The organism is Pseudomonas zanjanensis, from assembly GCF_014268745.2.
In the GTDB taxonomy this organism is placed as follows: domain Bacteria; phylum Pseudomonadota; class Gammaproteobacteria; order Pseudomonadales; family Pseudomonadaceae; genus Aquipseudomonas; species Aquipseudomonas zanjanensis.
Window position 1 is genome coordinate 2,252,891 of sequence record NZ_JABWRB020000001.1, and the last position, 12,314, is coordinate 2,265,204.

General features: G+C 61.8%; 9 protein-coding genes and 1 pseudogene. 5 read left to right on the forward strand and 5 right to left on the reverse strand.

What is annotated here, in order from left to right:
* Positions 1–4: 4 nt before the first annotated feature.
* The 3 genes from HU715_RS09375 (at position 5) to HU715_RS09385 (ending at position 4,128) form a co-directional block, all read left to right on the forward strand.
* Positions 5–1,486: a mannitol dehydrogenase family protein gene (locus HU715_RS09375; protein ID WP_186709376.1), complete on the forward strand. Its 1,482-nt coding sequence runs from the start codon at positions 5–7 to the stop codon at positions 1,484–1,486.
* 204 nt (positions 1,487–1,690) lie between these two features.
* Positions 1,691–3,178 carry a xylulokinase gene (xylB, locus tag HU715_RS09380; RefSeq protein ID WP_186709378.1) on the forward strand — a complete coding sequence of 496 codons (1,488 nt, stop codon included), beginning with the start codon at positions 1,691–1,693 and terminating at the stop codon, positions 3,176–3,178.
* 11 nt (positions 3,179–3,189) lie between these two features.
* Complete coding sequence (locus HU715_RS09385; RefSeq protein WP_186709380.1) at positions 3,190–4,128, forward strand: carbohydrate kinase family protein; 939 nt, start codon at positions 3,190–3,192, stop codon at positions 4,126–4,128.
* A gap of 84 nt (positions 4,129–4,212) precedes the next feature.
* Here the strand turns inward: HU715_RS09385 and HU715_RS09390 are convergent, their stop codons facing one another.
* From HU715_RS09390 to HU715_RS09405, 4 genes and pseudogenes are all read right to left on the reverse strand, one after another.
* Positions 4,213–4,494, reverse strand: a complete 282-nt coding sequence (locus HU715_RS09390; protein ID WP_053119524.1) for a DUF1652 domain-containing protein — start codon at positions 4,492–4,494, stop codon at positions 4,213–4,215.
* Between the two features lie 565 nt (positions 4,495–5,059).
* Positions 5,060–6,058, reverse strand: a pseudogene (gene ilvA / locus HU715_RS09395) (threonine ammonia-lyase, biosynthetic); the annotation flags it as partial.
* 354 nt (positions 6,059–6,412) lie between these two features.
* Positions 6,413–7,561: a PQQ-dependent sugar dehydrogenase gene (locus tag HU715_RS09400; protein ID WP_186709384.1), complete on the reverse strand. Its 1,149-nt coding sequence runs from the start codon at positions 7,559–7,561 to the stop codon at positions 6,413–6,415.
* 41 nt (positions 7,562–7,602) lie between these two features.
* Positions 7,603–7,944, reverse strand: coding sequence for a hypothetical protein (locus tag HU715_RS09405; protein WP_186709386.1), 342 nt, complete (start codon positions 7,942–7,944; stop codon positions 7,603–7,605).
* Positions 7,945–8,205: 261 nt separating this feature from the next.
* Between HU715_RS09405 and ku the strand changes: the two genes are divergently transcribed.
* Both ku and ligD read left to right on the forward strand, forming a co-directional pair.
* Complete coding sequence (gene ku / locus HU715_RS09410; protein WP_186709391.1) at positions 8,206–9,096, forward strand: non-homologous end joining protein Ku; 891 nt, start codon at positions 8,206–8,208, stop codon at positions 9,094–9,096.
* 33 nt (positions 9,097–9,129) lie between these two features.
* Positions 9,130–11,106, forward strand: coding sequence for a DNA ligase D (ligD, locus tag HU715_RS09415; protein WP_186709393.1), 1,977 nt, complete (start codon positions 9,130–9,132; stop codon positions 11,104–11,106).
* Between the two features lie 172 nt (positions 11,107–11,278).
* On the opposite strand, the gene lpxO is transcribed toward ligD, so the two are convergent.
* Positions 11,279–12,178 (reverse strand): lipid A hydroxylase LpxO, encoded by a 900-nt coding sequence (gene lpxO / locus HU715_RS09420; RefSeq protein ID WP_186709397.1) that lies wholly within the window; start codon positions 12,176–12,178, stop codon positions 11,279–11,281.
* Between the last annotated feature and the right edge of the window lie 136 nt (positions 12,179–12,314).

Here is a 12,314-nt window from a genome sequence, read left to right on the forward strand (position 1 = left end):
TGCGATGAAACTCAACCGACAAAACCTGCACAACCTCAACCCTGAAGTCGCCCTGCCGGCCTACCCCTTGAGCGATATCCGCCAGGGCATCGCCCACATCGGCGTCGGCGGTTTCCACCGAGCGCACCAGGCGTACTACACCGATGCGCTGATGAACACCGGCACTGGCCTGGACTGGGCCATCTGCGGCGTGGGCCTGCGGGCCGAGGACCGGCGTGCCCGGGATGACCTGGCCAGCCAGGACTACCTGTTCACCCTGTACGAACTGGGCGATACCGATGACACCGAAGTCCGCGTGATCGGCGCGATCAATGACATGTTGCTGGCCGAAGATGGTGCACAGGCGCTGATCGACAAACTGGCCGAGCCGCAGATCCGCATCGTCTCGCTGACCATCACCGAAGGTGGCTATTGCATCGACGACAGCAATGGCGAGTTCATGGCCCACCTGCCGCAGATCCAGCACGACCTGGCCCACCCCGAGGCACCGAAGACTGTCTTCGGCTTCCTCTGTGCCGCCCTGGCCAAGCGCCGCGCCGCGGGGACGCCAGCGTTCACGCTGATGTCCTGCGATAACCTGCCCCACAACGGCGCCGTCACTCGCAAGGCACTGCTGGCGTTTGCCGCGCTGCGCGACCCGGAACTGGGCCAATGGATCGACGGGAACGTGAGCTTTCCCAACGCCATGGTCGATCGCATTACCCCGATGACCAGCGGCGCCCATCGCTTGCAGCTGCATGACGAACACGGCATCGACGACGCCTGGCCGGTGGTTTGCGAACCGTTCGTGCAATGGGTGTTGGAAGACAAATTCGTGAGCGGCCGCCCGGCCTGGGAAAAGGTCGGCGTGCAGTTCACCGATGACGTTTCCCCCTATGAAGAAATGAAAATCAAGCTGCTCAACGGCAGTCACCTGGCGCTGACCTACCTGGGCTTTCTCAAGGGTTATCGCTTCGTTCACGAGACCATGAACGATCCGCTGTTCATGCGTTACATGCGCGCCTACATGGACCTGGACGTGACGCCGCAACTGGCGCCAGTACCGGGCATCGACCTGACCGACTACAAGAACACCCTGGTGGAGCGTTTTTCCAACCAGGCGATTGCCGACCAGTTGGAACGGGTCTGTTCGGACGGCTCGTCGAAGTTTCCAAAGTTCACCGTCCCGACCATCAACCGCTTGATCGCCGACGGCGGCGAAACTCGCCGTGCGGCGCTGGTCGTCGCGGCCTGGGCGGTGTACCTGAAGGGTGTGGACGAGAACGGCGTGACGTACTCGATCCCGGACCCACGGGCGGCGTTCTGCCAGGCCTTGGTGGCCGACGATGCGCTGGTGACCCAGCGGGTGCTGGAGGTGGAGGAAATTTTTGGCACCGCGATCCCCCGCTCTCCGGAATTCGTGGCAGCATTTGAATGGTGCTGCAACAGCTTGCGCGAGCACGGGGTAACGCGAACACTTGAGCGGCTACTGGCCGAGGCGAACTAACCCTCGGTGCGATCCGCTTTTTGTGGCGAGGGAGCTTGCTCCCGCTGGGTTGCGAAGCGACCCCCAGGGTATGTCAGGCTCACCGCGTTGCCTGGACTTGGGGCTGCTGCGCAGCCCAGCGGGAGCAAGCTCCCTCGCCACAGCTGTGTTTGCTGACTGAACTGCTATTACCTGCTGGTTATTGATCCAAGACCGAGGATTTCCATGGCAAACCAACAACTGTTCCTGGGCATCGACTGCGGCACCCAAGGCACCAAGGCGCTGATCCTGGATGCGCTTAGCGGCCAGGTCCTCGGCCAGGGCGCCGCTGCCCACAGCATGATCAGCGGGGCCAACGGTCGCCGCGAACAGGACACCCAGCAATGGCTCGATGCATTCACCCAGGCGACGCACCAGGCCTTGGCCGCCGCCGGGGTCGATGGCCAGGCGATCCTCGGCATCGGCGTGTCCGGCCAGCAACACGGTCTGGTGCTGCTTGACGACCAGGGCCAGGTCCTGCGCCCGGCCAAGCTGTGGTGCGACACCGAAACGACGCCGGAAAACGATCGGCTCCTGACCCACCTCGGCGGCGAAGACGGCAGCCTCGAACGCCTCGGCGTGGTGATCGCGCCGGGCTACACGGTCTCCAAGCTGCTCTGGACCCGGGAGCAACATCCTCAGGTGTTCGAACGCATCGCCAGCGTCCTGCTGCCCCACGACTTCCTCAATTACTGGCTCACCGGTCGCCATTGCAGCGAATACGGCGATGCCTCGGGGACCGGCTACTTCAACGTGCGCACCCGCCAATGGGACGTGCCGTTGCTGCAACACATCGACCCCAGCGGACGCTTGCAAGCGGCGCTGCCGGAGCTGATCGAGGCCCATCAGCCGGTGGGACGCATCTTGCCGGCCATTGCCCAGCACCTGGGCATCAACCCCGACGCAGTGGTGGCCAGTGGCGGCGGCGACAACATGATGGGCGCCATCGGCACCGGCAATATCCAGCCCGGCGTGATCACCATGAGCCTCGGTTCCTCCGGCACGGTCTACGCCTATGCCGCCGAGCCCACGGTCAGCCCGCAACCGTCAGTGGCGACGTTCTGTTCTTCCAGTGGTGGCTGGCTGCCGCTGATCTGCACCATGAACCTGACCAACGCCACCGGAGCGATCCGCGAACTGTTGGACCTGGACATCGACGCCTTCAACGCCTTGGTGGTCCAGGCCCCGATTGGCGCAGAAGGTGTGTCGATGCTGCCGTTCCTCAACGGCGAGCGGGTGCCTGCCCTGCCCCATGCCACGGGTAGCCTGCTGGGCCTGACGACCACCAACCTGACCCGGGCCAACCTGTGCCGCGCCGTGGTCGAAGGCACGACCTTCGGTTTGCGCTATGGCTTGGACCTGTTGCGTGCCAACGGGCTTAAGGCCCAGAGCATTCGCCTGATCGGCGGCGGCTCGAAGAGCCCGGTGTGGCGGCAGATCGTCGCCGACATCATGGACACCACGGTTATTTGCACCGAACAAAGCGAAGCGGCTGCGCTGGGTGCGGCGATCCAGGCAGCGTGGTGCCATTCAGGCCAACAAGACGGCCTGGCCGAACTGTGCGAGCGCTGCGTCAAGCTCGACCCGGCCAGCGAAACCCGGCCAGTCGCCGCCCATGTCGCGGCGTCCCAGCAGGCTTATGAACGTTATCGACAACACGTCGCAACCCTTTGAGAGCGGGAACTATGTATCTGGTGTGTGGTGAAGCGCTGTTTGATTTTTTCAGTGGGACCGAGGCGGATGGCCCTGCCTCGCAGGTGAACTACAAGGCGATTGCCGGCGGCTCGCCGTTCAACGTGGCGGTGGGGTTGCGCCGCCTGGGCATTGAATCGGCACTCTTTGCCGGCCTGTCCACCGATTACCTGGGCCGCCGCCTGCAGCAGGTGCTGCTCAACGAAGGAGTCAGCGCTCGATACCTGGTGGACTTCGACGCGCCGACCACCCTGGCGATGGTCGCCGTAGGCGCCAACGGCTCGCCCCACTACAGCTTTCGTGGCGAAGGCTGTGCCGACCGACAACTGAGCCTCGCCGATCTACCGGACCTCGGCCCTGATGTGCGTGGTTTGCATGTCGGCTCGTTCTCGCTGGTGGTCCAGCCCATTGCGGACACGCTCCTGGCCCTGGTGCAACGGGAAAGTGGCCAACGCCTGATCAGCCTCGACCCGAACGTGCGGCTCAACCCGCAGCCAGACATCGAGCTGTGGCGCTCGCGAATCGCGACACTGGTGCAATTCGCCGACTTGATCAAGGTCAGTGACGAAGATCTGGACCTGCTTTATCCAGGCATCGAGCCCCAGGCGGTCATCGAAGGTTGGCTGGGGCACCGTTGCCAAATGGTCTTCCTGACCCGTGGCGGCCAGGGGGCTACGGTCTTCAGTCGCCAACACGGTACATGGTCGCTGCCGGCGTGCCCGGTGAAAATAGCCGACACCGTGGGTGCGGGCGACACCTTCCAGGCCGCGCTGATTGCGTGGCTGACCGAACAGCAACTGGATTCCGTGGAGGGCTTGCACACCCTGACCCGGGAGCAGATCAGCGCAATGCTGGAGTTCGCTATTCGAGCCGCTGCCCTGACGTGCGGCAAAACCGGTCCGGACCTGCCTTACCGACAGCAACTGGGCTGAGGTAAGCAGGGCCGCTGGAGCACTGTACGCCGGGTTCGGACATCGCCGGACCCGAGCGTCAGACTGACAAGGACAAGGCCGTACTCAGCGCCCGGTCATCCGCTGGTGTTGCTGATGAAAATGATTGCCAGCGGCAGGGTTGTGGTCAAGCTCGGTACGCAACTCGGCGATCAGGTCGTTGATGGCCCGGCAGCCGGTGAGTTTCCTGGCATCGATGTCGGTCTTGACCAAGGCCACATGATCGGTCTTGTGGTCATCGAAGATCTTGATCGTCATCGTCAGCTCAGGTGACAACGTGCATTGCGAGCGCTTGGGCAGCAAGCTGCTTTCAATGATGTTTCGCATTTCGAGGGCAGATAAAAACATGGCGACTCTCTCCTGTTGAGGCGGCCAATTTATGTTCACGACGGCGGTATTTTCGTCCGTTTTCTTCCCTGCGGACTGGGACTACGAATACCGTGCCGTTCGTTCTTTTTGTGGCGTTTCCACCATTGAGCCCGTGAAGCGAACTCCTGATTGAAACCCCTGACAATCCCGCAAAAAATATGCCTGTCTTGACGCGATGGGTGATTGATACAAATCAATCACTTAGCGTCGATACCTGGCGAACCCCTCGTGCAAAATGCAAGGAAACGGCGGTTTTTCCATGCAAAGTGCAATCGTGATGAGTGTGTCGAAAGCTAGAGTAGCCTCAATTGCAGGCACCTGGGCGGGCGCCCGTCGCCTTGTTCAAAAAATGTTCGACGCGAGCGGGTTTGCGCGTGATTGCAGTGGATCAGCTTGCATTGATGTTGAATAGACTGCCGTCATCGCGAGCAAGCTCGGCTCCCACATTGGTTTTGGGGTGACTATTGATCTGGATTCGCCACCGCGCCCTGTGGGAGCGAGCCTGCTCGCGATGGGCGGTAGGTCAAGCGGCACTGTCCGCTACGCCTATTGCCGCCCGCTCCGCTACATGGCGCAAACTGTCGAAGTTGATGTTGGCACCGGAATCGATCGCCACCAGGGTCTCGCCTCGCACGCCTGTTTGCGCGACGTATTGCTTGATCCCGGCCACCGCCAATGCGCCTGAGGGTTCGGTGATGGAACGGGTGTCGTCATAGATGTCCTTGATCGCAGCGCACAGTTGGTCGTTGGTCACCGTCATCACCTCATCGACACAGAATCGGCAAATATCCAGGCCATGGGCGCCGATCTGGGCCACGGCCACGCCGTCGGCGAAGGTTCCCACCTCGGGCAAGGTGACCCGCTCCCCAGCGGCCAGCGCGGCCTGGAGACAGGCAGAGTGCTGCGACTCGACACCGATGATGCGAACTTCCGGGCGCAGGTATTTGACGTAGGCGGCGATGCCCGCGATCAGCCCCCCGCCGCCGACCGGGACGAAAATCGCGTCCAGCCGGCCAGGATGCTGACGCAGGATCTCCATGGCGACTGTGCCCTGCCCGGCAATCACATCCGGGTCATCGAAAGGCGAGACGAACTCCCGCCCGGTCTGCTCGGCCAGGTCCAGCGCATGGGCCAAGGCAAACGGAAAACTGTCCCCGTGCAGCAGCGCCTCGGCACCGCGGTTGCGCACCCCCAGCACTTTCAACTGCGGGGTGGTCTTGGGCATGACGATACTGGCCGAAATACCCAGTTCCCGTGCCGCCAGCGCGACGCCTTGGGCATGATTGCCGGCAGAGGCAGTGATGACGCCACGGGCCCGCTGCTCCGCGGTCAGGTGCACGAGCTTGTTATAGGCGCCGCGGATCTTGAAGGAAAAGGTCGGTTGCAGGTCTTCGCGCTTGAGCAGGATCCGGTTGCCCAGGGCCTCGGACAGCGCAGGTGCCGCTTGCAGCGGCGTGCGCACCGCCAGTTCGTAGACCGGCGCGGCGAGGATTTTCTTGACGTAGTGCTCAAGCAGGGCTTGCTCGGTGTGGACTGTGGTCATGGCGATCTCCTGGTTCGGTCGGAGCCCAGGAGACAGAAAGAAAAAACCCGCCTCCAGGGCGGGTTCGGTGCAGCCGTCAGCTAGCCCGCCAAATAAGGAATGGCGGTAATAATGCTTGGCTGGCTACGCAGTACGGTTGAATTCATGCCTGGAAATTAGCGGTGCGTTGGCGGCAAGTCAATGGCAAAGATCAAATGCTATCCGCTCTTGTGGCGAGGGAGCTTGCTCCCGCTGGGTTGCGAAGCGACCCCAAAGCTAACGGCAATCAACCTGATACCGCGACGACAGATTCCGGGGGCCGCTGCGCAGCCCAGCGGGAGCAAGCTCCCTCGCCACAAAAGCTCCGGCGTTGCGTCACTTGAGTCCGACCTTGTACAACGCCCCGTCGTCTTCATCAGTGAGCACATACAGGTACCCATCCGGCCCCTGGCGCACATCGCGGATTCGCGCCTTGAGTTCGCCCAGCAGGCGCTCTTCATGAACGACCTTGTCATCCTGCAACTGCAGCCGGATCAGTTCACCGGACACCAGGGCCCCGATGAACACACTGTGTTGCCAGGCCTTGAAGCGCTCATGGTCGTAGAATGCCATGCCGCTGAGCCCGGGAGACACCTGCCAGACATGGAAGGGGTCAACACCGCCTTCGATGCTCTTGCCCTGGGCTTCGGGAATCGGGGCGCCAGAATAATTGATGCCGTGGGTCGCCAACGGCCAGCCATAGTTCTTGCCACGCTCGATGAGGTTCAATTCATCACCGCCCCGGGGCCCATGCTCGTTCTCCCACAGGGTGCCGTTCCACGGGTTGAGGGCGGCACCCTGGGGGTTGCGAACGCCGTAGGACCAGATTTCGGGACGGACGCCTTTCTGGCCGACGAAGGGGTTATCGTCGGGGACCTTGCCGTCGGGGTAGATGCGCACGACCTTGCCTTGCAACTTGTCCAGGTCTTGGGCGGTGGGTCGGTCGTTGTTCTCCCCCAGGGTGATGAACAGATAGCCGTCGCGGTCGAAGACCAGTCGCGAGCCAAAGTGGTTGCCCGTGGACAATTTGGGTTGCTGGCGGAAGACCACGTCGAAGTTTTTCAGGCTCTTGAGGTCTTCGGACAATTGCCCGCGTCCCACGGCGGTGCCGGCCTTGCCGTCTGCACCCGCCTCGGCATAGGACAGGTAGACGGTGCGGTCCTGCTTGAAGTCCGGCGACAGCACCACGTCCAGCAAGCCGCCCTGGCCCTTGGCCCACACCTCGGGCACGCCGCTCAGGGGCGCGGACAACTTACCGTCGGGACTGACCACGCGCAGGTTGCCCTCTCGCTCCGTCACCAGCATGCCCTGTTGGCCAGGCAGGAATGCAACGGACCAAGGGCGCTCCAGCCCCTTGACCACGGTGGTCACTTCCAGGGTGCCCTGTTCGCTTTTGAATGACTGGGTTGGCACGGCGATGGCCGGCGAGGCAAGGGTCAGGACAGTACTGGCGCAGAATGCGGCCAGGAGTGTTTTACGCAACATGCACATTTCCTTCTGCGGTGTTGAAAGAGAAGCTCCAGCGCCTAGCGATTGCCATTCTGGCTGTTGCGGGGTGGCGTGGGAGACTCGATGGTCGGTCGCGGCGAACCCGACGGCTGGCCGGACCGGGGGTAGCCATTGCCGATGCCGCCGTTTTCCAGGGTCGGAGGCCGTGGCACCGGCACGGTCGGATTGTCATGAATCGTCGGCACGTTGGGCCGGGTGCCCTGCATGCTGTTGGGATTGGCCCGACGCGTCGGGCTGTTATAGGGATTGTTGTTGCCCGGCAGGTTCTGGGCCAGGACCATCGGGCCATCGTTGGGCGTGGCGGCCTGGGCAGTGGCGCTCAGCAGTAGCGTCATGATGGTAATCATCAGCCTGTTCATTCGCAGACCTCCTTGAGTTCTGGCATATCGAAAGCACGCTACGCCGCAGGTTCGACGCTGTTAAGCGAAATGTGCCGGTGAAGATGTAACCAAGCGTCTCCGAACCATTGTGGGAGCGAGCTTGCTCGCGATGGCGATGGGTCAGTTTGCATCAATGGCGCCTGTACCGCGTCATCGCGAGCAAGCTCGATCCCACAGGGAAACTTTTCCCAAGGCCCGAAGGTCACCAGAGAGACACTCACCGGCAAGGAAAACACCCCCATGGCACGGGCAATCTGGAAAGGCGCAATCAGTTTCGGGCTGGTCCACATTCCCGTGGCGCTGGTATCGGCCACCGCATCCCAAGGCGTGGATTTCGACTGGTTGGACAAGCGCAGCATGGACCCGGTGGGCTACAAGCGTGTCAACAAGGTCACCGGCAAGGAGGTGACCAAGGAAGATATCGTCAAAGGCGTGGAATACCAGAAAGGCCAATACGTGCTCATCAGCGAAGACGAGATCCGCGCCGCCCACCCCAAGTCCACCCAGACCATCGACATCTTTTCCTTTGTCGACAGCGAAAAAATTCCCCTGCAAAACATCGACAAGCCCTATTTCCTGGCGCCCGACAAACGCGGCGGCAAAGTCTATGCCTTGCTGCGCGAAACACTGGTCAAGACCAACAAAGTAGCGCTGGCCCATGTGGTGCTGCATACCCGCCAGCACCTGGCCGCCCTCATGCCCCTGGAAACGGCGCTGGTGCTGGTGATGCTGCGCTGGCCCGCCGAGGTACGTGAGCTGGATGTCCTGGAGCTGGGCGACGAGGTGACGAACCCGACCCTGGCCAAGGGCGAGCTGGAAATGGCCAAGCGCCTTGTGGAAGACATGAGCGGCGACTGGGAGCCCCAGGCTTACCGCGACAGCTTCGAGGACAAAATCATGGAACTGGTGGAGAAGAAGGCCAACGAGGGGCGGCTCGAAGCGGTGGAAACCGATCCTGGCGAAGAACAACGCAAGACCGCCGATGTCATCGACCTTACCGAATTGCTCAAGCGCAGCCTCGGCGGCAAGGGCAAGGCTCCCGATAAATCAGCCGGGAAAGCCCCGGCAAAACCTGCGAAAACCCGCAAATCCGCTCCTGCCAAAAAAGCCACCAAGGCCTCCCGGGGTTAACCCCCCGGCGTGTGCAATACAAGGGAATCTGTCATGGCCAACGCCGAGAGTGAATCTGCTCGTTTGTCCAATGCCGAGCCGGACGCAACGACATCCCGAAACCCTGGCCAAGGCGCAACCACAGCCCTGCCCGAACGCCTGGCACCGCAGTTGGCCACTCCCGTGGAGGAGCCCCCCACCGGTGAATGGCGCTACGAAGTCCAATTCCACGGATATCGACTGCTGACCCGCATCGAACACGGTGAAGTCCGGTTATACAACCGCAATCACCAGGACTGGACCGATCGGCTGAAGCTGCATGCCGACGCTTTGGCTGGGTTGAACCTGGGGGACAGTTGGCTCGACGGCGAACTGGTCCTGCTCGATGAGACCGGCCATTCCGATTTTGCCGCCCTGCGCGAGGCCTTCGAGATCAGCCGCACCGTCGACATGGTGTATTTCCTGTTCGATGCGCCCTTTCTCAATGGCGTCGACCTGCGTCAGGCGCCGGTGGAAGAACGCCGTGCGGCGCTGAAAAAAGCCCTCGGCAACAACGCCAGCAAGCGCCTGCGCTTCTCCGAATCGTTTTCCGCCAGCCAACACGATATGTTCGAGAGCGCCATCGCGCTCTCATTGGACAGCGTGGTCGGCAAGCGCCTGGGCAGTCCTTACGTTTCCAGGCGAAGCGACGATTGGGTAAAGCTCAAGTGCCGGCTGCGCCAAGCCTTTGTCATCGTCGGGTTCACCCGCCCCCAGGGCAAACGCAGCGGTTTCGGTGCGTTGCTGCTGGCCGTCAACGGGCCAACGGGGCTGACGTACGCCGGCCGGGTCGGCACCGGGTTCAGCCAGGTGCAGATCAAGCAATTGCACGAGCAACTGTGTACCCAGCAGCGCGATACTCCACCACTGGCTGAGCCGCTCAACGGTACACAGGGACGCGGCGTGCAATGGGTCGAGCCGACCCTGACCTGCGAAATCGAATTCACCGAGTGGACCCGCGACAACCAGGTGCGGCAGGCTATTTTCCTGGGCTTGCCGCCCGATACGCCCGCCAGCAAGGTTGTTCGTGAGCAGCCCCTGCCGATAAAACCCACTGCGCCAAAACCCCAGCGTCGTCACAAAGCCAGCGCGGCCAAGGTGGACGGTGTGACGATCACCCACCCTGATCGGGTCATCGACAGTGTCAGCGGCGTGCAAAAGGCCGAGCTGGCCCAGTACTACCTGGACATCGCCCCTTGGATCCTGCCGCACCTCAAGCTGCGTCCGGTCGCGCTGCTGCGGGCACCGGACGGTATCGGTGAAGACCTGTTCTTTCAAAAACACGCCGATCGACTGGAGATTCCCCACATCAAGCAGTTGGATCCGCATCTGGACCCGGGTCATGCCGCCCTGATGGAAATCGACGACATCCACGGGCTGGTTGGCGCGGCGCAGATGGGCGCGGTGGAGCTGCACACCTGGACCGCGACCCACGACCGGATCGAGACGCCTGACCTGTTTGTCCTCGATCTGGACCCGGACCCGTCACTGCCCTGGAGCGCGATGATCGAGGCGACCCGCATGACCTTGGCGGTGCTGGACGAGCTGGGTTTGCAGGCCTTCCTCAAGACCAGCGGTGGCAAAGGCATGCACGTGATCGTGCCATTGGCGAGAAACGAGGGCTGGGACACCACCAAGGCGTTTGCCAAGGCCATCTCCCAGTTCCTGACCCGGCAAGCGCCGGAGCGCATCACCGCTACCATGGGGCCGAAGAATCGCGTCGGGAAAATATTCGTCGACTACCTGCGCAACGCCCGCGGGGCTAGCACGGTGACTGCTTATTCAGTGCGCGCCAGGCCAGGCCTGCCGGTCTCGGTGCCCATTGCCCGCGCCGAACTGTCGACCCTGCGCAACGCCCAGCAATGGGATATCTATACCGCGCTGGAGCGGGCCAGGGGCTTGGGCGCCGATCCTTGGGAAGGTTATAACCACCGCCAGCGGATTACCGCCAGGATGTGGGAGCAGCTGGATGCGCAAAAACCCACCGACTGAAACCTATGGGGCGTAGGAGCTCGTAGGAGCTGTCGAGTGCAACGAGGCTGCGATCTTGTCCCAAACAATTGAGTCGCAAGCGAAAAGATCAAGATCAAGATCAAGATCAAGATCAAGATCAAGATCAAGATCAAGATCAAAAGATCGCAGGCTTCGCCAGCTCCTACGGGGTTTAGATCCAAACGAAGATCGCCAGTAATCCACCGAAAAATGCCCACTTCTGCAGGTAGTACAACCTGCGGTTGCGCTTTTTCAGGGCCTTGCCTTGCAAACGTATCTTGTAGAGCCTGGAGAATGCCCGGTTCAGGCCGCCCGTCCTGTCGCCCGCGTCGTTGGGCGCGCCGGCCGCCGCCATCACGGTGCGGCTGAACCAGCGGTTGAACGCCGTGGCCCAGGGAAACTTCATCGGCCGCTCCACGTCGCAGAACAGGATGATGCGGTTCTGGTCGGTGGTGTTCTCGGCGTAATGAATGAACGTTTCGTCAAAAATCACCGCTTCGCCATCACGCCAGTGATAAGCCTCGCCATCGACATTGATGTAGCAGCCGGCATCGTTGGGCGTTTCCAGGCCCAAGTGATAGCGATAGGACCCGGCATATGGGTCGCGGTGCCGGACCAGCTTCGACCCCGGCGGCAACTCGGCAAACATCGCCGCCTTGATCGACCCGATGCTCTGCACCAGTTCGGTGGTGCGTGGGCACAATTTCATGGCCGACGGATGGCTGTCGCCGTACCACTTCAGGTAGAAACGTTTCCAGCCGGTCTTGAAGAATGAGTTGAAACCCACGTCGTCGTACTGATTGGAACGCTTGATCTCCCCCGCCCGCAGCAGGCTCTGGCCTTCGGCCCGGATTTCTTCCCAATGAGCCTGCAGCGGACTCAGGTCCGGGAACTGCGTCGGGCTCAGGAAAGGCCTGTTGGGCAGTTTCGAGCACAGGTAAAGCAGGCAATTGATCGGTGCGAGAAAAGACGAATGATCGCTCAGCTGGCGTCCGACCTTATGCCGCACGCGTCCACGCAGGTGGACGTAGCCGATGGAGAGGAGGTAGATCGCGACAATGATGAGCTTCACGAAAGTCCGTCACAAAGCAGGGAGTGAACAGGCTGCGTCTCCGGGCCAACCAAGCGGCAAGGGAGATGGCATTGGGTGAGGTGGCATTTTAGCCAGAGTTTGTAACCAAAAGTTATCCTGAAGTTGTGAAAAACTG

Bases quoted from the DNA above. Each gene is read 5' to 3' on its own strand.
- HU715_RS09385 (WP_186709380.1), top strand. From the start codon at position 3,190: ATGTATCTGGTGTGTGGTGAAGCGCTGTTTGATTTTTTCAGTGGGACC.
- HU715_RS09400 (WP_186709384.1), bottom strand. From the start codon at position 7,561: ATGTTGCGTAAAACACTCCTGGCCGCATTCTGCGCCAGTACTGTCCTG.
- HU715_RS09390 (WP_053119524.1), bottom strand. From the start codon at position 4,494: ATGTTTTTATCTGCCCTCGAAATGCGAAACATCATTGAAAGCAGCTTG.
- HU715_RS09375 (WP_186709376.1), top strand. From the start codon at position 5: ATGAAACTCAACCGACAAAACCTGCACAACCTCAACCCTGAAGTCGCC.
- ku (WP_186709391.1), top strand. From the start codon at position 8,206: ATGGCACGGGCAATCTGGAAAGGCGCAATCAGTTTCGGGCTGGTCCAC.
- xylB (WP_186709378.1), top strand. From the start codon at position 1,691: ATGGCAAACCAACAACTGTTCCTGGGCATCGACTGCGGCACCCAAGGC.
- HU715_RS09405 (WP_186709386.1), bottom strand. From the start codon at position 7,944: ATGAACAGGCTGATGATTACCATCATGACGCTACTGCTGAGCGCCACT.
- ligD (WP_186709393.1), top strand. From the start codon at position 9,130: ATGGCCAACGCCGAGAGTGAATCTGCTCGTTTGTCCAATGCCGAGCCG.